Annotated in this window: 10 protein-coding genes, 2 tRNA genes and 3 rRNA genes; 1 reads left to right on the top strand and 14 read right to left on the bottom strand. The window is 57.8% G+C overall.

Translation table 11 applies throughout. From position 1 onward, the window contains the following. Positions 1-3: 3 nt before the first annotated feature. From D9M09_RS02910 to puuE, 9 genes are all read right to left on the bottom strand, one after another. Positions 4-1233 (bottom strand): phospholipase D-like domain-containing protein, encoded by a 1230-nt coding sequence (locus D9M09_RS02910; protein WP_070291088.1) that lies wholly within the window; start codon positions 1231-1233, stop codon positions 4-6. 16 nt (positions 1234-1249) lie between these two features. Next, positions 1250-2947, bottom strand: coding sequence for a bifunctional metallophosphatase/5'-nucleotidase (locus tag D9M09_RS02905; RefSeq protein ID WP_240453536.1), 1698 nt, complete (start codon positions 2945-2947; stop codon positions 1250-1252). A 156-nt stretch (positions 2948-3103) separates the two neighbouring features. After that, entirely contained in the window at positions 3104-6538 is a 3435-nt protein-coding gene (locus D9M09_RS02900) for a TonB-dependent receptor (RefSeq protein WP_121668532.1), read from the bottom strand. 792 nt (positions 6539-7330) lie between these two features. Then, on the bottom strand, positions 7331-8833 hold the full coding sequence (locus D9M09_RS02895) for an adenosine deaminase family protein (protein WP_121668531.1): 1503 nt from the start codon (positions 8831-8833) through the stop codon (positions 7331-7333). A gap of 43 nt (positions 8834-8876) precedes the next feature. Continuing rightward, positions 8877-10193 (bottom strand): guanine deaminase, encoded by a 1317-nt coding sequence (guaD, locus tag D9M09_RS02890; protein ID WP_070291085.1) that lies wholly within the window; start codon positions 10191-10193, stop codon positions 8877-8879. A 9-nt stretch (positions 10194-10202) separates the two neighbouring features. Beyond that, positions 10203-11282: a xanthine dehydrogenase accessory protein XdhC gene (xdhC, locus tag D9M09_RS02885; protein ID WP_070311907.1), complete on the bottom strand. Its 1080-nt coding sequence runs from the start codon at positions 11280-11282 to the stop codon at positions 10203-10205. A 9-nt stretch (positions 11283-11291) separates the two neighbouring features. Continuing rightward, positions 11292-13637 (bottom strand): xanthine dehydrogenase molybdopterin binding subunit, encoded by a 2346-nt coding sequence (gene xdhB, locus D9M09_RS02880; RefSeq protein ID WP_070311906.1) that lies wholly within the window; start codon positions 13635-13637, stop codon positions 11292-11294. 10 nt (positions 13638-13647) lie between these two features. Next, complete coding sequence (gene xdhA, locus D9M09_RS02875) at positions 13648-15114, bottom strand: xanthine dehydrogenase small subunit (protein WP_070311905.1); 1467 nt, start codon at positions 15112-15114, stop codon at positions 13648-13650. A gap of 99 nt (positions 15115-15213) precedes the next feature. Beyond that, positions 15214-16167, bottom strand: coding sequence for an allantoinase PuuE (gene puuE, locus D9M09_RS02870; RefSeq protein WP_121668530.1), 954 nt, complete (start codon positions 16165-16167; stop codon positions 15214-15216). 120 nt (positions 16168-16287) lie between these two features. Between puuE and uraH the strand changes: the two genes are divergently transcribed. After that, the gene (uraH, locus tag D9M09_RS02865; RefSeq protein ID WP_034785620.1) at positions 16288-16641 is read left to right on the top strand and encodes a hydroxyisourate hydrolase; all 354 of its coding nucleotides are present in this window, start codon (positions 16288-16290) and stop codon (positions 16639-16641) included. Positions 16642-16874: 233 nt separating this feature from the next. On the opposite strand, the gene rrf is transcribed toward uraH, so the two are convergent. From rrf to D9M09_RS02840, 5 genes are all read right to left on the bottom strand, one after another. Then, positions 16875-16987: ribosomal RNA gene (gene rrf / locus D9M09_RS02860) — 5S ribosomal RNA — on the bottom strand. A gap of 136 nt (positions 16988-17123) precedes the next feature. Further along, positions 17124-19997 (bottom strand): 23S ribosomal RNA (locus tag D9M09_RS02855). Between the two features lie 237 nt (positions 19998-20234). Further along, positions 20235-20310, bottom strand: a tRNA-Ala gene (locus tag D9M09_RS02850). A gap of 107 nt (positions 20311-20417) precedes the next feature. Next, positions 20418-20494: transfer RNA gene (locus D9M09_RS02845), tRNA-Ile, on the bottom strand. A gap of 98 nt (positions 20495-20592) precedes the next feature. Next, positions 20593-22123, bottom strand: a 16S ribosomal RNA gene (locus D9M09_RS02840). Together the 16S, 23S and 5S rRNA genes with 2 tRNA genes alongside form the textbook arrangement of a ribosomal RNA operon. Positions 22124-22143: the final 20 nt, after the last annotated feature.

Raw genomic sequence — 22143 nt, 5'->3', positions numbered from 1 at the left:
CCATTATTCCTTGCCTTGCGGCGCGGCCTTGGCCGGCTTCGGATACTGCTTGTTGATGTCGATCGGTTGCGCATACGCCGAGCTCCACGTCTGCTCATGCAGCGCGGCAATGCGCTGCGCCATGGCATCGTTACGCAGCACCACTTCCAGGTTGCGCGACAAATCGAAATAGCCGCCCGCCCAGTTGCTCGTGCCGACCCAGGCCAGCTTGCCATCGATGCTCATGGTCTTGCTGTGGATCACGCGCGCAAACGGGATGAAACCCGTCGAGGCCGTGGGAATCGTCACGATGCGGATTTCCACGTTCGGCACCAGGGCCAGGCTTTTCAGGTAGGCGATGGCCGGCGCTTCCGTATTCCAGGCGGACACCATCAGCTTGATTTTGACGCCACGCTGGGCGGCGGCGCGCACGGCGTTGTCGATCACGGCGTAGTACGGCCGCGTGCGGTTCGGGCCATACGACAGCGGCGCATAGTCGAGCAACTGGATGCGCACTTCGTTTTTCGCTTCCGCCAGCAGGGCGGGCAAGCCCGTTTCCGAGTCGCCCACGCCGGCCGGGTTGTAGGCGTTCGGGCTGGCCAGCAGGAAAGCGTTTTGCGCGTAATTGGCCGGCACGACCTTGCTGTTGAGCACCGTGGCGCGGCTGCCTTGCGACGTCAGCGCCTGGGCTTGCCAATCCTGTTCAAAAATCGCCTGCACCTGGCCCACCATGGCGGGTTCCGTGATCTTCAAGCCCGTTTCATGGATGTGCTCGAACGAGCGCCAGTCGAAGTTCTGGCTACCGATGTACGCGACTTCACCATCGACGGCCAGGTATTTCGCGTGCACGATGCCGTTGCCCGTGATTTTATTGAAATCGATGAGGCGCAAGTCCAGGTTGGGAATCGCCTTGATGCGGGCGATGGTCGCCGCTTCCGACAGGCCCACGCCCTTCTGGTCCAGCAGGAAGCGGATCTTCACGCCGCGCTGGCCGGCGGCCGTCAAACTGGCCAGCACCTTTTCAAAGGCCGTGCCCGGTTTGCTGACGGCATAGAACTGGGCGATGACGATCTCTTTCTTGGCCGAATCGAACAGCTCGCGCCACACGGCGACGGGTTCGCGCAGGTCGGGATTGGTCAAGCTCGTTTCCACGGGCGAGGTGTGCACCAGCTCAAAGCCGGGTATCGTGAAATCGGCGTGGGCCGTGCCCGCGAACAGGGTAGTGACGAGCAGGGAAACAGATAAATGACGCATGGTTATTCCTTGTAGATTATTTGACGCGCACGATGCGGCCCGCCGCCGTGGCACTGCCGGCCGGTTTGCCGGCGCGCGCGCGGGCGATCAGGTAATCGCTGAAGGCGTCGATGTCGCGCACGCCCGTGTCGAGCCGGCGCGTGCCGGCCGCCAGCACGGTGAAGCGGTCGCCGCCGCCAGCGAGGAAACTGTTGGCGGCGACACGGTATTGTTGATTGTCTTCCAGAGGAATGCCATTGAGCATGATGCTGCCCGGCAGCACGCGCTGGCCCTGGGGCCGCGTGCTGTCCCAGCGATAAGTAAAACCTTCGGACACTTGCAGCAGATTGTTCTCCTCCGCTTCGGCGCCCGGCCATTGCTGCTCGAGCAAGGTACGGATTTGCGCGCCGGACAGACTGACGACGATCAGGGTATTGCCGAACGGGACAACTGCCTGGTTCTGACCCACATTCGTCATCAGGCCGGCACCCGCTTCCAAATCCTTGCGGATGCCGCCATTGTTCATCAAGCCGATTTGTGCACCGGCAGCGCGTGCGCCGAACAGGGTGCTGTCGGCCACCAGGTCGCCCAGCGCGGAAGCGCCGCTGCCCTTGGTGCTGCGGCCCACGCTGGGCACGGCGATGGCGGCCACGGGACGCGACAATTCGGCTGCGCTGCGCTGCTTGACCGATTCCAGGTAGGCTGCCACGGCAGGGTCCGGCTCATACATGCCTGGCAACATGACGACGTTTTGCGCGCTGGCATCAACAACGGCATTCTTGACGGGATCGACCTTGAGTTTGATGCGCGTCAGCATGTGCCCGCCCATCTGTGCCTGCGTCACCAGCCGGCCATCGACGCGGCACAGATAGCCCTGGTGCGAATGGCCGCTGATGACCAGCTGGATGGCCGGGTCGAGGCGCTTGACCACGTCGACCACTTCGCCCTTCAGGTGGCTGCAGTCGGGCTGGTCGACGGCTTCCTTCGTCTCGCCGCCCTGGTGCAGCAGCACGACGAACACGCCCACGCCCTGCGCGCGCAACTGCGGCAAGGTGGCGTTGATGGCGTCCGCTTCATCGCCGAACTGCAGGCCGGCAATGCCGGCGGCCGTCACCACGGACGGCGTATCTTTCAGCACGGCGCCGATCAGGCCCACCTTGACGCCATGCGCCTCTTCGATGCGGTAGGCGGGCAGCAGGGACTTGCCCGTCTGCGTGTCGATGACATTGGCCGCCATATAGGTATAGCTGGCGCCCTTGAAGTCGGGCGTGAACTTGCAGGCCTTGTCGGCGCGCGATGACTCGCAACCGCCGCGCTGCTGGCGCAGCAATTCCGCCTTGCCCTGGTCAAATTCATGGTTGCCGACGGAGCTGGCTTTCATGCCCAGCATGTTCATGGCGACGATGCTCGGTTCGTCCGCCCACAGCGCCGACATGGCGGGGCTGGCGCCGACCAGGTCGCCATTGCCGACAAAAATCAGCTGCGCATCTTCGCGGCGCCACGCTGTCAATGCGCCGGACAAGGTATCGATGCCGCCCGCCTGCACCGTCTTGCTCCCGGCATCGGCGGCGCTCGTGTAGGTGAATTTGCTGCGGTCGAGGTTGCCGTGGAAGTCGTTCAGGGCGACCAGGTTGATATCGATGGGCGTCGCGCTAGGCGCGGGAGGCGTGGCACAGGCGGCCAGCAGCACAGTCAGGGCCGCCGCGGCGGCCAGTGGTGTCGGATGATGTTTCATGGTCCCCACATGGTTATCAGTATTCAAAAAAGCCGTCTCATCCGGGGGGACGCCGTGCGCCGCAAGCCCATCAGAGTATTACCAGAAAGCACAACATAAACGAAAAAACGGCCGGTGTCGCCACCAGCCGTTCGGAACGTCAATCAAGCGTCGAGATTAGAACTCGTACTTGACCGTCGCCTGGATCGCCCATTGGGACTCACCCTTTTGTTGACGCACGGTGTAGTCTTCTACCTTGTCACGCACTTGATAGATGTAGCGACCTTGAGCATCGAGACCGGCAAAATCAACAAAGTTACGCGTTTGACCGCCAGCCGAGCGGAAAGCCATTTCATTGATACGGCCCCACTTGCGGTTGATCATGTTGCCCACGTTGAAGAAGTCCATCGTGAAAACGCCTTTGTTGCCTTTGAAGAAGCCTGGGACTTCCTGGCTGACACGCATATCGAAGCTGTTGGTCCAAGGCGAGAAGCTGTCGTTACGCTTCACCACGCCGCCTTTCGAACTGCGCAGGTCGCCGTTTGCGTTCACAAATGCCCAGAAACGATCTTCGTTGGCATGGTTGGTTGCCGTATCGCCACGGAATACCACTTCGCCCGAACCTGGTTTCGATGGGATATACATCAAGTCATTGCCGCTGACGCCGTCACCGTTCAAGTCATTGCTGTAGGTCCAGCTGTATGGTTTGCCCTTGCGGCCTTCATAGAACAGGCCGAAGCTGGTCTTGTAGTTGTCGAAGAAGCGTTTCTGGAAGTTCAACACAGCATTGAAGCGGTCTTTCACCAGGTAGCCGGAATTGGCGGCGACGTTTTCATTCGGATTGAAGATCGAACGGGCGTTGAAGTTCGATGTCGATACCGACGAGGTCAGCGGCGACACTTCCGTTGCATCCGTATAGGTGTAGGCAACCGACCAGCCAAAGCCCTTGGTCATCGGCTGGCTGACCGACAGCGTCACCAGATTACCCGCGCCCTTGTCCGTTTTCTGCGCAACCATGACGTTGTTGAACGCAGGGTTCTTGAGTGCCTTGGCGAAGGAACCCGCGCAACCCGCATTGGTCGACGACAAGCCACCGGTGGAAGTCCAGCAGTTCGTATTGTAGGCAGTGTTCGAATAGTACAACGCACGGCCATCGGTACCGGTACGCGTCGCCGCGCCCAGGTTCAGATGCTCATAGTAAATGGCATCCTTGTTTTGCGTGCGCAGGTATTCCGCGCCGAAAACCAGGCCCATCCATGGCAGCTCATGTTCGAATGCCAGGTTGCCCTTCCAGATCGATGGCTGGCGCAGGTTAGGCGACAGGAAGTCGACGTTGGCTGCAGGGGCGGCATCAGGGAAGTTCGTCGGCTGGGTGTTCGGATCAGGATTGAACAAGCCACCTACCGATGGGCAAGCCTTGAAGCCGCTGGTGCCGCAACCGACGATACGGGTTGCCACGCCAGGATTGGCGAACGGGTTCGACATCCAGACCGTGGCTGCCGCGCCCTGGAACAGGCCGACGCCACCGCGCAACTGGGTAGGACGGGCGCTGTCAAACTTGTAGTTGAAGCCCACACGTGGCTGCCACAGTGTCTGACCATCGATGGTTTGCGTATTGTTCAGGCCAAAACCACCGCTTTGTGCCTTGCCCGTCTGCGCGTTGGCAGCCACCATAGGTGCAGCCGCAGCAGCGTTATACAGCGGACGGTCGCTGATGCCGGCCTTGTCGACACGCACGCCATACTGCACGGTCAACTGTTTGTTGACGGTCCATACGTCCTGAGCGAAGAAGCCATAGTTTTTCAGGCTGAAATCAGCAATGGCGTTTTCCAGCGAGCCACCTGGCAACGGTACTTGCACCTGGTAAGAGCTCGGGCGTCCGGTACGGAAATTTTCCAGTACGGCTTGTTCCTGAAGAGCGGCCGAGCTGTTGCAGTTGAAAGTAGTGCTGCCGTCAGGGTTCGGTTTGACAAACGAGTATCCGACATTATTGATACAGCCGAAGGTGTAGTTGCCGTTGATGTTCTGCAGGAACGCATTGTAGACATCGTTCTTGCTGAAGTCGGTGCCGAACTTGACTTCATGATCGCCCAAGGCCCAGTTGGCGCCCAGGTAGGCATCCTTGGTCTTGGTGCGCAAGACGTTGAACTGGTACGACTGGTCGGTACCAAAGTTCAGGTAGCGGTCTTTGGTCGACACGCCTGCAGGCGATCCTGCCGGCACATCCCCCGTAAACTTGAGGGACATGGTTGGCAGGGTGGAATTGTTCTTCGGCAGACTTTCATAGTCGCGCGACGATACTTTGAATTCCGTCGAGAAATTTGGCGTCCAGTCGGCAAACCACTGGCCGACGATGGTTTCGATCGACTTTTCCTGCGAGCGCCAGGCCGAGTTCAAGGCGATGCCGCTATCCGATACACCGGTAAACATCGGCTCGGATTGATCGGTTTTGGAGTAGCGAACCATCGCGCGATGGTTGTCGTTGATGTTCCAGTCCAGTTTCAGCAAGACATCATCTACCGTCAACTTCGTGCCTGCGGGGACGGCCGTGGTACCGACTGGCAAGTTGTACTTATCCTTGGCAATCGTCTGTAAAGCGGCAATAGCGGACTCGGTAATACCGACGTTCGTCATCGAGCTGCCAATGGGACCAAAGTTTGGCGCAGTGCGAGTGCTTTCCAGCTTTTCCTTGTTGGCAAAGAAGAACAGCTTGTCCTTGATCAGCGGGCCGCCGACGGAAACACCCTTGGTCGTTTCGCGGAACGGCGCTGGCGCGTAATAGCTGTCTTTGACGTTGTCGTAACGGTCACCGGCCATGCTGTCATTACGGAACACGTAGTAGACGCTGCCCTTGATATCATTGGTACCGGACTTGGTCACGGCATTGATATTGGCGCCCGTATAGCCTTTTTGCGTCACGTCGTAATTGGCGACGTTCACTTGCACCGACTGGATCGCATCGATCGAGATCGGCTGCTTGGCCGTCGGGCTGCCGTTCGATTCCAGGCCGAACGTATCGTTCACGGCCACGCCATCGATGGTCATCGAGTTGTAGCGCGAGTTTTGACCGGCAACGGACAATTCGCCGCGCTCTTTGTCCGTTTGAGAAACACGCGGATCGGAACGGGCGTAATCTTGCAGATTGCGCTGGATCGACGCCTGCATGGCCAATTCGTTCGCGCCAATGTTGGTGCCCGCACCCATGTTGCTGCGGTTAAAAATCTGTGCGCGTGCGCCCGTGCCCGTGACGTTTACGGTTTGCATCTGGGCGCCCAGGGTGGCGTCTACATTGGCCGTTTCCGCCAGCTGCACGTACACGCCTTCGCGTTTTTCCACTTCACCATTCTTGGTGATGGTGATGGTGTATGGACCGCCGGCGCGCAAGCCGCGGGCGACGTAGCGGCCTTCCGCATCGGTCGTCACATTGCTGACGGAACCCGATTCGGTATGCACGATGGTAACGGTGGCACCAGCTGCCGGCTTGCCGTCGGTGGCCGAGATACGGCCGCCGATGGAAGACGTAGTGTTCTGTGCGAACGATGGTGCCGCCGCCAGTGCAATAGACAGGCTGAACGCGATTTGCGTTAGCCGAAGTCGCTTGTGATTGATCATCTTTAACCCCAGAAAAGACTATTATTTTTGAACATCCTGGATTGCCCACCGTCCGGCTGCGCCGCACAGCAACACAAACACAAGATCTCCTCTTTACGATGCTGCAACTGTTACGCCGGCGGGACTGGCTGCGGTCCTGACAAGACCATCACAAAACGCCGCTCCACACATCACAACTATTTATATCCAGACAATAACGGTGAAAAAAACTGCTACCGATCCGTATGATCCAGGGCGCTAGCACCTGTGTCATTCATCCCACATGCTTAGCCGGCCAACATGGCAAGCCGCGAGTGTAATTGTTAAATATTTCAAGACTGTGACACGGCGGCAAAATGCAGAAGAATGTCGTCATTTAGCTGCGCGACTGTTTGTTTCACTCTGCATCTCACCTTTATTTACTGCAAATACCCATCTTCTTACGATATCGCCCAGATGAATTGTGACTTTTTAATATCATCTTCATCTCACTATGCATCATCAAAAAATGGATGACAAATACGATTTTTTTTACATATTTATATATTTAAAATATAAATAGCATGGGGTAACTAGCTGGATTGATATCGTGCTGACAGCGTTCGGGCTTATGGCGCGAGATTATAAATGAGCAATATGTACTTGAAATTGATTCATCCAGGAAATTGGATAAAGTCGTGTATCTGCTGTTAATTGTGTCGCATGGCCGCCACAACATTAACAAAAACACATTGCAAGAAAGGGAGGGGAGAAATGGAAAACGGCCGGAAGATCCGGCCGCCCTGAGAGTATCAGTTGTGAACGTCGCGTAACTTACGGTTTGCCGCTCTTGCCTGCCTTGTCGGCCGCCGCAATTTGCGCTTCAAACCGGGTGAAACGGGCATCGAGCGCTTTCAGCAAACGCTGCTTGTCCGCTTCCGCCAGGAAGGAATAGCGCAAGCTGTTGTACGACAGCTTTTTGATTTCCGCATAATCGGTCTTGTACTGGCTGGCAAACAGCACGTATTCATTCGACAAGGTATTGCGCGACACGCCCGCGTCGTCCGTCGAGATCACGAAGGGCACGCCATACTTGCGGTACAGGGTGACCGGATGGGCCTGGCCCTTGATGCCAAGGATGTAATCATTGCTGGTCAGGTTCACTTCTACAGGGATACCCCGCTCGCGCATCTTTTGCATGGTCGCCAGCGCATTGTGCTCGTAGGCGATATCCATGCCGTGGCCGATACGGTCGGCGCCCGCCACATCGACGGCTTCGGCGATATGGAAAGCCATGCCTTCCGGCGGCACCATGCCCAGCGCCAGCTCGCCCGCGTGCAGGGCGATCTTGACGTTCGGATATTTTGTCTTGAGGAACTTGAACATTTCCATGTGCAAGCTGTAATCGCGCATGGACACGTTCACGCTTTCCTGGCCCACGATGTTCACGCCCACCAGCAGCGGATTGAGGCTGGCCGCCTTGAACGCGGCCACCATGGACGAGAACACTTGCGATGGCGACAGGAAACGCAGCACATACGCCTGGTAGCGCATGGTGAAGTGCGCATCGTCGATGCCGGCGCTGCTGGCGTTCACATTGTCGTTGTAGGCGGTGATGCTTTTCTGGAAGCTGGCGTCCTGGTCCAGGTTGTTGGTCCAGCTGGCCAGCAGCGCTTGCAACGCAGCCGGCGGCAAGCCCGGCGCCAGCACTTGCTGGTCGAACTGCGCGTTTTGCACGAAGGGCGACAGCTCGAAAATCGTCTCGATGTAGCTGAGGTTTTCCGCGATGGCACGCTGCTTCAGGGTTTTCAGGCCGTCGGCCGTATTCGTCGACGCCACGGGACCGAAGTAGCCGAAGGTGTCAAAAAAGGTACGGTCCGGCGGCGTCTGGATGGCGCCGTGATTATAGAAATCCTTGGTCGACCAGCGCTGCAGCAATTCCGCATACAGGCCCGCATCGGCAAACACTTCCGTGGACGACAGGCAGCTGCGCTGTGCGGCCGGCTTGGCGCGCTCGGCCGCCACGACGTCCTTGTTGCTTTCGATGCGGTAGGTCGTCTTGTTGACGCAATAGTTTTCCTTGTCGACCCAGTCGAGAAATTGCTCGGCATAAATGGCGCCCGAGTAATGGTGATGCAAATCACCGCCCTTGGGCATCATGGAAAAGAACAGGCTCAACTCGGCTGTCTTCGGCTGTGCACCGGACACCAGGGCGGCAAAATGGCGCGCCGTGGCCGCTTCGTTGGAAGACGGAGTGGCCACGGCCTTGGCGGCTTGCGCCGTTCCGGTCAATGCCAGCGCGGCGCCAAGCGCCAGGCCAGTGAGTTTCTTGTGCATTCGCGTTCTCGCTCAGGATAATTCGTGTTGAACAACGGGTAGGTCAGCCCTGCCCCCGCACATGCACGCATTGCCCGCCTGAATAAGTGGCGGCCACGGCGCGGTCGTCGCCCAGCAGCGCGAAGGCAAACAGCAATTCCTCCAGGCTTTGACAGCCAGCCGTGCGGCGCTCGAGCAGCGGCGTCGCTTGCTTGTCGAGCACGATGAAGTCCGCTTCCGTGCCTGCCGTGAAATTGCCCAGGGTGCCTTCCAGCTGCATGGCGCGCGCGGCGCCCAGGGTCGCCAGGTAAAACATGCGCAAGGCAGGCAGATAGCTGCCTTTCAAGCGTGCTACTTTATAGGCTTCGTTCATGGTTTGCAACATCGAGAACGAGGTGCCGCCGCCCACGTCCGTCGCCAGCGACAGCAGCACGCGCGCCGCGTCGGCCCGCTCGAAATCGAACAGGCCGCTACCGAGGAACAGGTTGGATGTAGGACAAATGGCGGCCGCCGAGGACGTTTCAGCCATGCGCGCGCGGTCGCGCTCATCGAGCCAGATGCAGTGGCCGAACATGGCGCGCGGGCGCAGCATGCCGTAGTGGTCATACACATCGAGGTAGCTGCGCGCCTGCGGATGCAGTTCACGCACCCAGCGGCATTCATCCTCGTTTTCCGACACGTGGGTTTGCAGATAGGTATCCGGATAGGCGCGCGCCAGCTCGCCCGCCAGGTGCATCTGTTCATTTGTCGATGTCGGCACGAAGCGGGGCGTGATCGCATACAGCGAGCGGCCGTGCTTGTGCCAGCGGCGTATCAACTCCTCGCTTTCACGTGCGCCGGACTCGGCCGTGTCGCGCAGGAACTCGGGGCAGTTGCGGTCCATCATGACCTTGCCCGCCACCATGCGCAAGCCGCGTGCCTCGCTGGCGCCAAAGAAGGCATCGACCGATTGCGGATGCACGCTGCCATACACCATGGCCGTCGTGGTGCCGCAGCGCAGCAGTTCATCGAGAAAGAACTCGGCGACATCGCGCCCATGCTCGGGATTCTCAAACGCGCGCTCGGTAGGGAAGGTGTACGTTTCCAGCCATGGCAGCAAACCGGGCGCGGGCGAGGCGATCATTTCCGTCTGCGGGAAATGCAGATGGGTATCAATGAAACCCGGCACGATCAGCTTGTCCCGGTAATCGACGATCTCGGTGCCAGGCGGCAAAGTGGCTTGCAGCTGCGCGTAATCGCCGGCCGCGACGATCTTGCCGTCGGCCACGATCAGCAAGCCATCCGCATGCCAGGCGTGCGCATCCTCATTAAAAGCGGGATCGGCGTGGAAGTGCAGCAAGCTGGCTCGGTAGGCTTGCAATGTGGCAGGAACAATCGGCATGACTTCTTTCTATAACGGATGAATGGCGGCGCGTGTCCGGCGGCGCGGTGGCGCGCCGGCAGAAGCCAGCCGCAGCGGTGCGGCCAAGGCGGCCGCGGCCGCTTCCTCCCACACCATCAGTAATTGACAGGCAACGGAGGCGGCGATCACGGCCGGCGCCTTGTTGCGGATGCCGGGCATGCCGATCGGACACACCATGGCCGCAATGCGCTCGTCCGGCACGCCGCGCGCCTGCAGCCGGTGCTCGAACTGCTTGCGCTTGGTGTGCGAACCGATCAGCCCGAACCAGCCCGCATCCTCGCGCTCCATGACGGCTTGCGTCAAGCGTTGATCGAGCGCATGGCTATGCGTCATGACGAGAAAACTGCCGCCCGGCGGCGCCATGGCAACGAATTCCTCGGGCGTGTCGGTGGCGGCGATGCGCACGTTAGCTGGCAACCCCGCAGGCAACGCTGCGGAAAACATGTCTTCGCGTTCATCGACCCAGGTGATATTGCAGGGCAAGTGGGCCAGCGCGCGCACGATGGCCGCGCCCACGTGGCCGGCGCCGAACAGGGTCAGATGGGCGCCCGGCGCCAGGCAGCGATCGACCAGCCAGCGCCGCCCTTCACTCCCCTGCGCGACATGGGTTGCGCGCTCGCGCGAAAACGTATCGGGCGCCTGGCCTGGCGTGCCGGCAATCAAGCTGCCGTCAGCATCGAACAGCGCAGAGGCGGGTTCGCCATCGAGCGCCGTCAAACGCCAGCTGTCCTGCTGGCGACGCTCGCGCAAGGCGGATAATACATCGTTCAAGCTGGCATCGACATATTCAAATGCCAGGTGGACGACGCCGCCGCAGCATTGGCCCAGGCTGGGGCCCAGCGCAAAACGCTCGAGCCGCGCATGCGTGTCTTTTGTCGCCAGCATGGTCTTGGCAATTTCGACGGCACGCAATTCCAGGTGACCGCCGCCGATGGTGTCGACCTGGCCATCGAGGGTGACGCGCATCTTCGCGCCCGCCTCGCGCGGCCCGGAACCTTCGACCAGGGCCACCGTCACCAGCACGGATGCCTGCGTGTCGTTGTCCATCGCTGTCAGCCAGTCGCTCATCGTCTGCTCCTAGGCGCCGACATGCGCCGCTTGGACGGCCATGACCGCCTTGAGGATTTCCTCGCTGGTGGCCGGTGCATTCAGCGGCGGCTGCACGGCGTGGTGACCCACGCTGGAAATGGCGTCGCGGATGGCGAAGAACACGGAAAACGGCAACAGCAGCGGCGGCTCGCCCACGGCCTTGGAACGGTGGATACTGTCTTCCACATTGCGGTTCTGGAACAGTTTCACACGGAAATCTTCCGGGCAATCGGAAATGCCGGGAATTTTATAGGTCGATGGCGCGTGCGTCATCAGCTTGCCTGCCGCATTCCACCACAGCTGCTCCGTCGTCAGCCAGCCCATGCCCTGGATAAACGCGCCTTCCACTTGCCCCAGATCAATCGCGGGATTCAATGACTGACCCGCATCGTACAAGGCGTCGGCACGCAGTAGTTTCCACTCGCCCGTCAAGGTGTCGACCACCACTTCGGCCACGGCCGCGCCATAGGCATAGTAGGAAAACGGATGGCCCGTCATCGTTTTCGCATCCCACGACAGCCCGGGCGTGGCATAAAAACCATCGGACCACAATTGCACTCTAGCCAGATATGCCTTCTGCACCAGCTCGGCAAACGGCACGACGTGACCATGGACGTGGATATGGTTGTCGAAGAAGCGCACAGTGCCAGCATCGCCACCGTACAGTTTGACCGCGTAATCGGCCAGGCGTTCACGGATCTGGCGCGCCGCATCCTGCGCCGCCTTGCCATTCAGGTCGGCGCCGGTGGATGCCGCCGTGGCCGACGTGTTCGCCACCTTGCTGGTGTCGGTGGCCGTGGCGCGCACGCATTCGAGGTCCAGTCCCAGCTCGTGCGCCACCACCTGCATCACCTTGGTATTGATTCCCTGCCCCATTTCCGTGCCGCCATGATTGACCAGCACGGAGCCATCCACATACACGTGCACGAGGGCGCCGGCCTGGTTCAGATGCGTGACGTTGAAGGCGATACCGAATTTCAAGGGCGTGAATGCCAGGCCCTTCTTCAGGACAGGGCTGGCTTCGTTGAACGCATCGATGGCGCGGCGGCGCGCGCGGTAGTCGCTGCTCGCTTCCAGTTCTGCGACGAGTTCATGGATCACGTTGTCGACGATTTTCTGCCCGTACGGCGTGACGTTGCGCCCGTCCGCATCGTTGCGGCCATAGAAATTGAGCAGGCGGATATCGAGCGCATCGCGTTGCAAATGGCGGGCGATTTCATCGATCACATACTCGATGGCGATGGCGCCCTGCGGTCCGCCAAAGCCCCGGAAAGCCGTGTTCGACTGCGTATTCGTCTTGCCGCAGGCGGCGCGGATGTCCACGTCGGACAAATAATAGGTGTTGTCGAAGTGGCAGACGGCGCGCGTGGCGACGGGGCCGGACAAGTCCGCCGAATAGCCGGCGCGCGTGGTCATGTCGACCTTGGCGGCCAGGATCCGGCCATCGTCGTCGTAACCGACTTCGTATTCATAGTAAAAACAGTGGCGCTTGCCCGTCACCAGCATGTCATCGTCGCGGTCGGCGCGCAGTTTCACGGGACGCTTCAGTTTGGACGCCGCAATCGATGCGGCCGCCGCCCACAGGGCCGACTGCGATTCCTTGCCGCCGAAACCGCCGCCCATGCGCCGGCATTCGACGGTGATATTGTGCGAATGCACGCCCAGCGCATGCGCCACCACGTGCTGCATTTCGCTCGGATGCTGGGTCGAACACAGCACCAGCATGCCCTGCGCTTCCTTCGGAATGGCGTAGGAAATCTGTCCTTCCAGGTAAAACTGTTCCTGGCCGCCCACATACAGCTGGCCCTTGACCACATGCGGCGCGCCCTCGAATGCGGCCTGGTAATTACCGCGCGTCAGCTGCATGGGCGGCAGCACATACGATTGCGCGGCCTTGGCCGCCTGCGGCGTCATGATCGCGGGCAATTCCTCGTATGACACTTGCGCCAGGCGCGCGGCGCGGCGCGCATGGTCGTGCGTATCGGCCACCACGATGAAGATGGGCTGGCCCACATATTGCACCAGATCAAATGCCAAGATGGGGTCGTCGTGGATGATGGGGCCGCAATCATTGGTACCGGGAATGTCTCGCGCCGTGTAGACGGCGACGACACCCTGCGCATCGCGCACGGCCGATAAATCCATGGCCGTAATGCGTGCATACGGTTTTTGCGACAGGCCCAAGGCCGCGTGCAAGGTGCCGTGCAGTTCGGCGATATCGTCCGTGTAGGTGGCTTGCCCCAGCACATGTAATTGCGCCGATTCATGGGGGCTGGGCTTGCCCACGGCGGCCCAGGCGGCCGCTTGCAGTTCGGGCGTGGCAGGATAATTCATGCTGGTCCTTTCAGGCGCGGCAAGCGTAGGCGTTGAGGGACGTCGGTGGCAACGGCGCACCGGGACGGGTTTCCAGCCAGAAGCGGCGCAACAGATTTTGCGCCGTCGTCATGCGGTAGGTGTTCGACGCGCGCATATCCGACAGAGGCGCGTAATCGTCGGCCAGCAAGCGCATGGCCATAGTCAGATTTTCCTCACTCCATGTCTGTCCGCGCAGAAACGCTTCCGTTTGCACGGCACGCTGCGGCGTGGCCGCCATGCCGCCAAAGGCGATGCGTGCATCGACAATACGCTCGCCATCGAGCTGGAAGGCGAACGCGGCGCACACGGCCGAGATATCCTGGTCAAAGCGCTTGGCCAGTTTATACGTGCGGAAATGCACCTCGGCACGGGGCAAGGGCACGCGCACGGCTTCGACGAATTCGCCGGGCTGCAAGTCTTTCTTCTGATAGCCCAAATAGAACTTTTCAAGCGGCATGATCCGCTGTCCGGCGGAACCGCGCAGCACGATGTCGCTACCCAGCGCGATCAGCCACGGCATCGAGTCGCCGATGGGCGAACCATTCGCCACATTGCCGCCCAAAGTACCCGCGTTGCGGATCGGCAAGGAAGCAAAACGCTGCCACAGTTCCGACAGTTCGTCCTGATAATACCGGCACAGCGCCGCATACGCATCGTTGAGGCTGGCGCCTGCGCCAATCTGCAGCTTGCCGTCAACGATGCCGATGGTTTTCAGCGCGGCAACATTGCCCATATAAATGATGTCGCCCAGGTCGCGCAGTTGCTTGGTCACCCACAGGCCCACGTCGGTGGAGCCGGCCAACAGGCAGGCTTGCGGCTTTTCCGCGCGCAACGCCACCAATTCGTCGATGCTGCGCGGCGCATGGAAGTGCTGGCCGCCATGTTCATACGTGCTCAGGCTGCCGCGCTGCAACGCCTGCAATTGCTGCGCCACGGCATCCCGATCAAACGTGACATGCGGCAATTCACCCATGCGCCTGGCCGCGTCGATGATGGGCCGGTAACCGGTGCAGCGGCACAGATTGCCCGACAGCGTATCGTCGATTTCGCAGCGCGTGGGCGTCTCACCGTTTTTCTGCAGATACATGCCCCACAGCGACATGACAAAGCCGGGCGTGCAAAAACCGCATTGCGAACCATGGCACTCGACCATCGCCTGCTGCACCGGATGCAGGGCGCCGTCGGGCTGTTGCAAGTCTTCCACAGAAAACAGGGCCTTGCCATCGAGCGTGGGCGTGAGCTGGATGCAGGCGTTGACGGCTTTCATCTCGACCTGGCCATCGACCAGGCTGCCGATGACGACGGTGCAGGCGCCGCAATCGCCTTCGGCGCAGCCTTCCTTGGTGCCCGTGCAATGCAAATCCTCGCGCAGGTGCTGCAACACAGTCTGCATAGGGGCGGCGTTGCGTACTTCCTGTACGGCACCACGGTAGTAAAAGCGGATCGGTTCTGACATGCTGGCCTCGGTATAGTCCCAGTATAGGAGATTAACACCGGCATATGGGACAACTATATGCAAAGACTGATTTTACTTATCATCCAATATCAATACCCATCAAACAGTGCAAGGATGCGTCGCATGCCAGTGTTCGGCGATATCGATGCGGCGCGTGATCCACACTTGCTCATGGCGCTGCACATAGTCGAGGAAGCGGGCCAGCGCAGCGGCCCGTCCCGGACGCCCCACCAGGCGGCAATGCAGGCCAATGGACAGCATCTTCGGCTGGTTCAAGCCGTTCGGATCGCCTTCCGCGTACAGCACGTCGAAGGCATCCTTCAGGTAATCAAAAAACTGTGTGCCCGAATTAAAACCTTGCATGGCGGCAAAGCGCATGTCGTTCGTGTCCAGGGTATAAGGTACGATCAGCTGGGGCTGCATGGCCGGCATGCCGGCCGCATCCGTGTACGCCACTTTTTCCCAGAATGGCAGGTCATCGCCGTAATAATCGGCGTCGTAGCGGAAGCCGCCATGCTCGACCACCAGTTTGCGCGTATTGGGCGAATCGCGCCCCGTGTACCAGCCTTGCGGGGCGGCCCCCGTCAATTCGCGGATGATCTGCACGGCTTCGCGCATGTGCGCGCGCTCCGTCGCTTCATCCATGTTTTGATAGGAAATCCAGCGCAAGCCATGACAGGCGATTTCATGGCCCAGTTCCTGGAAGGCGGCCACCGCCTCGGGATTGCGCTTCAGGGCCATCGAGACGCCAAACACGGTCAACGGCAGGCGCCGCTCCTCGAACATGCGCAGCAAGCGCCATAATCCGGCGCGCGAACCGTATTCATAAATCGACTCCATGCTCAGGTGGCGCGCAGGAAAAGCCGCCGCTCCGATCATTTCCGACAAAAACGTTTCCGAGGCGGCATCGCCATGCAGCACGCTGTTTTCCGCCCCTTCCTCGTAATTGAGGACGAATTGCAGGGCGATGCGGGCTTTTCCCGGCCATTGAGGGTGAGGTGGCGTGCGGCCATAGCCGATCAAATCGCGCGGATAATTTTCATAAGTACTCATGCGGTGGCTCGCCTATAGGAGACAATGTTGGTTATATGCCCAATCATATAGCCAGCCGCTGATGCAGGTATATGATTTGCAAGATAAGCACATTCACTCACCCTATATACAGGATAGCAAATGGGAAAACTCAGCACGCATGTACTCGATATCGCCCACGGCAGGCCGGGAGCCGGCGTCAAGGTGGCCCTGTTTTCAGTCGCGCCGGAAGGCAAAGTGTTGTTGAAGATGGATATGACCAATAGCGACGGCCGTTGCAGCTCGCCCTTGCTGGAAGGCGACAGCATGAAGGCGGGCCAGTATGAGCTGGTGTTCAATGCCGGCGACTATTTCGCCGCCCAGGGCGTGGAATTGCCTTCACCCCGCTTCATCGATCTGGTGACCCTGTCCTTCGGCATTGCGCATACGGATGAGAACTACCACGTGCCGCTGGTGGTATCGCCGTGGTCATACTCGACCTATCGCGGTAGCTGATCCCACCATACCAACAATGTTGTCGGATTACGCGCTGCGCGCTAATCCGACCTACCTGGTTTGGCCGATGTGGGCCGATGTCCGTCGGCGCAGGCCGGCGTAGGTCGGATCAGGCGTAGGTCGGCGTAGGTCGGCTTAGCGCAGCGTAAGCCGACAGCACCAGCGGCGTATCCAAGCGCCAGACGTAAAAAAACCCCAACCGGATCACCGGAAGGGGTTTTTTCGTATAACAAGCCTGACGATAACCTACTTTCACACTGGTTGCAGCACTATCATCGGCGCAAAGTTGTTTCACGGTCCTGTTCGGGATGGGAAGGGGTGGGACCAACTTGCTATGGTCATCAGGCATAACTTGTACTGACGCTTGTCTCCTGTAGGACGACAAGGCCATGAATCTGGAAGAAGCAAAGATTGGGGTAATGAATGGTATCAACACACACGCAACGTTGTACCGTCTTATCCTCTGTACCTGCTAAGGTTATAGGGACAAGCCGTACGGGCAATTAGTACTGGTTAGCTTAATGCATTACTGCACTTCCACACCCAGCCTATCAACGTCCTGGTCTCGAACGACCCTTCAAAGAGCTCAAGGCTCTGGGAAATCTCATCTCAAGGCAAGTTTCCCGCTTAGATGCTTTCAGCGGTTATCTCTTCCGAACTTAGCTACCCGGCAATGCCACTGGCGTGACAACCGGTACACCAGAGGTTCGTCCACTCCGGTCCTCTCGTACTAGGAGCAGCCCCCTTCAAATTTCCAACGCCCACGGCAGATAGGGACCAAACTGTCTCACGACGTTTTAAACCCAGCTCACGTACCACTTTAAATGGCGAACAGCCATACCCTTGGGACCGGCTACAGCCCCAGGATGTGATGAGCCGACATCGAGGTGCCAAACTCCCCCGTCGATATGAACTCTTGGGAGGAATCAGCCTGTTATCCCCAGAGTACCTTTTATCCGTTGAGCGATGGCCCTTCCATACAGAACCACCGGATCACTATGTCCTACTTTCGTACCTGCTCGACTTGTCAGTCTCGCAGTTAAGCACGCTTATGCCATTGCACTATCAACACGATGTCCGACCGTATCTAGCGTACCTTCGAACTCCTCCGTTACACTTTAGGAGGAGACCGCCCCAGTCAAACTGCCTACCATGCACTGTCCCCGATCCGGATAACGGACCAAGGTTAGAACCTCAAACAAACCAGGGTGGTATTTCAAGGTTGGCTCCACGAGAACTAGCGTCCCCGCTTCAAAGCCTCCCACCTATCCTACACAGATTGGTTCAAAGTCCAATGCAAAGCTACAGTAAAGGTTCATGGGGTCTTTCCGTCTAGCCGCGGGTAGATTGCATCATCACAAACATTTCAACTTCGCTGAGTCTCGGGAGGAGACAGTGTGGCCATCGTTACGCCATTCGTGCAGGTCGGAACTTACCCGACAAGGAATTTCGCTACCTTAGGACCGTTATAGTTACGGCCGCCGTTTACTGGGACTTCAATCAAGAGCTTGCACCCCATCATTTAATCTTCCAGCACCGGGCAGGCGTCACACCCTATACGTCCACTTTCGTGTTTGCAGAGTGCTGTGTTTTTATTAAACAGTCGCAGCCACCAGTTTATTGCAACCCTTTCACCCTCATGGAGTAAACCAATCAAGCTACCGGGGCGTACCTTTTCCCGAAGTTACGGTACCAATTTGCCGAGTTCCTTCTCCCGAGTTCTCTCAAGCGCCTTAGAATACTCATCTCGCCCACCTGTGTCGGTTTGCGGTACGGTCTCGTATGACTGAAGCTTAGAGGCTTTTCTTGGAACCACTTCCGATTGCTTCGTGAATAAATTCACTCGTCCCACTCCCTTGAATTCCGCACCCGGATTTGCCTAAGTGCCTTCTATGAAGCAGAAACTGACTATTCCAACAGTCAGACAACCTTCCGCGATCCGTCCCCCCATCGCATCATACGACGGTGCAGGAATATTAACCTGCTTCCCATCAGCTACGCATCTCTGCCTCGCCTTAGGGGCCGACTCACCCTGCTCCGATGAACGTTGAACAGGAAACCTTGGGCTTACGGCGTGGAGGCTTTTCACCCCCATTATCGCTACTCATGTCAGCATTCGCACTTCTGATACCTCCAGCATCCTTTACAAGACACCTTCGCAGGCTTACAGAACGCTCTCCTACCATATGCTTACGCATATCCGCAGCTTCGGTGACTGGCTTAGCCCCGTTACATCTTCCGCGCAGGACGACTCGATCAGTGAGCTATTACGCTTTCTTTAAATGATGGCTGCTTCTAAGCCAACATCCTGACTGTTTTAGCCTTCCCACTTCGTTTTCCACTTAGCCAATCTTTGGGACCTTAGCTGGCGGTCTGGGTTGTTTCCCTCTTGACGCCGGACGTTAGCACCCGACGTCTGTCTCCCAAGCTCGCACTCATCGGTATTCGGAGTTTGCAATGGTTTGGTAAGTCGCAATGACCCCCTAGCCATAACAGTGCTCTACCCCCGATGGTGATACTTGAGGCACTACCTAAATAGTTTTCGGAGAGAACCAGCTATTTCCAAGTTTGTTTAGCCTTTCACCCCTACCCACAGCTCATCCCCTAATTTTTCAACATTAGTGGGTTCGGACCTCCAGGGCGTGTTACCGCACCTTCATCCTGGCCATGAGTAGATCACTTGGTTTCGGGTCTACACCCAGCGACTGATCGCCCTATTCGGACTCGATTTCTCTACGGCTTCCCTATCTGGTTAACCTTGCCACTGAATGTAAGTCGCTGACCCATTATACAAAAGGTACGCAGTCACGGAACAAGTCCGCTCCTACTGTTTGTATGCACACGGTTTCAGGATCTATTTCACTCCCCTTCCGGGGTTCTTTTCGCCTTTCCCTCACGGTACTGGTTCACTATCGGTCGATTACGAGTATTTAGCCTTGGAGGATGGTCCCCCCATATTCAGACAGGATGTCACGTGTCCCGCCCTACTTGTCGTACGCTTAGTACCACCGGTCCGATTTCACATACGGGGCTATCACCCACTATGGCTCCTATTTCCAGAGGATTCTGTTATCGGTCCGACTATCACGTACAGGCTCTTCCCATTTCGCTCGCCGCTACTTTGGGAATCTCGGTTGATTTCTTTTCCTGCAGCTACTTAGATGTTTCAGTTCGCCGCGTTCGCCTTGCATACCTATGTATTCAGTATGCAATACCCTAAAAGGGTGGGTTGCCCCATTCGGAAATCTGCGGATCAAAGTGTGTTTGCTCACTCCCCGCAGCTTATCGCAAGCTACTACGTCCTTCATCGCCTGTAATCGCCAAGGCATCCACCATGTGCACTTATTCGCTTGTCCCTATAACGTTAGCCTCTTCATTCTTTCAAACGAAAAGAGCGCTACAGGGATAAGAAAGTACAACGTTGTTGCTTGTTTGTTGATACATACAATCATTACCCATCGATCTGCGTTTTACGGCAAACCGATCAATAAATAATCTTTACTTCTTCCAGATTGTTAAAGAACGAAACAGCTTTGATCGCTAAAAGATCAAACCTAAACCTGACTGGCTTACGTTTGCACTTTCAAAGTACTTGGTGGAGGATGACGGGATCGAACCGACGACCCCCTGCTTGCAAAGCAGGTGCTCTCCCAGCTGAGCTAATCCCCCTATGGGTCTTGCGTGGCTTTGATCTCTAAAAATCATCTGGCTTTGCCAGTGGTTTTTAGCTATCAACCAAACGAAAGTAGGTTTGTACTTTCGTTTGACGCTTTTACTGGTAGGGCTGGTTGGACTCGAACCAACGACCCCCGCGTTATCAACACGGTGCTCTAACCAGCTGAGCTACAGCCCCAACGCGGAACTTCTACGACTACTGTTTCTTCTTTGACTAACAGCCGATAAGTGTGAACATTTGATGCGTGAACCGTTACCGGTTCGTGCAAACTCTAGAAAGGAGGTGATCCAGCCGCACCTTCCGATACGGCTACCTTGTTACGACTTCACCCCAGTCACGAATCCTACCGTGGTAAGCGCCCTCCTTACGGTTAAGCTACCTACTTCTGGTAAAACCCGCTCCCATGGTGTGACGGGCGGTGTGTACAAGACCCGGGAACGTATTCACCGCGACATGCTGATCCGCGATTACTAGCGATTCCAACTTCATGCAGTCGAGTTGCAGACTACAATCCGGACTACGATACACTTTCTGCGATTAGCTCCCCCTCGCGGGTTGGCGGCGCTCTGTATGTACCATTGTATGACGTGTGAAGCCCTACCCATAAGGGCCATGAGGACTTGACGTCATCCCCACCTTCCTCCGGTTTGTCACCGGCAGTCTCATTAGAGTGCCCTTTCGTAGCAACTAATGACAAGGGTTGCGCTCGTTGCGGGACTTAACCCAACATCTCACGACACGAGCTGACGACAGCCATGCAGCACCTGTGTACTGGTTCTCTTTCGAGCACTCCTCGATCTCTCGAGGATTCCAGCCATGTCAAGGGTAGGTAAGGTTTTTCGCGTTGCATCGAATTAATCCACATCATCCACCGCTTGTGCGGGTCCCCGTCAATTCCTTTGAGTTTTAATCTTGCGACCGTACTCCCCAGGCGGTCTACTTCACGCGTTAGCTGCGTTACCAAGTCAATTAAGACCCGACAACTAGTAGACATCGTTTAGGGCGTGGACTACCAGGGTATCTAATCCTGTTTGCTCCCCACGCTTTCGTGCATGAGCGTCAATCTTGACCCAGGGGGCTGCCTTCGCCATCGGTGTTCCTCCACATATCTACGCATTTCACTGCTACACGTGGAATTCTACCCCCCTCTGCCAGATTCTAGCCTTGCAGTCTCCAATGCAATTCCCAGGTTGAGCCCGGGGATTTCACATCAGACTTACAAAACCGCCTGCGCACGCTTTACGCCCAGTAATTCCGATTAACGCTTGCACCCTACGTATTACCGCGGCTGCTGGCACGTAGTTAGCCGGTGCTTATTCTTCAGGTACCGTCATTAGCAAAAGATATTAGCTCTCACCGTTTCTTCCCTGACAAAAGAGCTTTACAACCCGAAGGCCTTCTTCACTCACGCGGCATTGCTGGATCAGGCTTTCGCCCATTGTCCAAAATTCCCCACTGCTGCCTCCCGTAGGAGTCTGGACCGTGTCTCAGTTCCAGTGTGGCTGGTCGTCCTCTCAGACCAGCTACTGATCGATGCCTTGGTAGGCTTTTACCCTACCAACTAGCTAATCAGATATCGGCCGCTCCACGAGCATGAGGTCTTGCGATCCCCCACTTTCATCCGTAGATCGTATGCGGTATTAGCGTAACTTTCGCTACGTTATCCCCCACTCCAGGGTACGTTCCGATATATTACTCACCCGTTCGCCACTCGCCACCAGAGCAAGCTCCGTGCTGCCGTTCGACTTGCATGTGTAAGGCATGCCGCCAGCGTTCAATCTGAGCCAGGATCAAACTCTTCAGTTTAATCTCTGTTACTTTGCCGT

The organism is Janthinobacterium agaricidamnosum (assembly GCF_003667705.1).
Lineage (GTDB): Bacteria > Pseudomonadota > Gammaproteobacteria > Burkholderiales > Burkholderiaceae_D > Janthinobacterium.
Note: the sequence above shows the minus strand (reverse complement) of the source record. Positions and strands in the feature narration are given on the sequence as shown.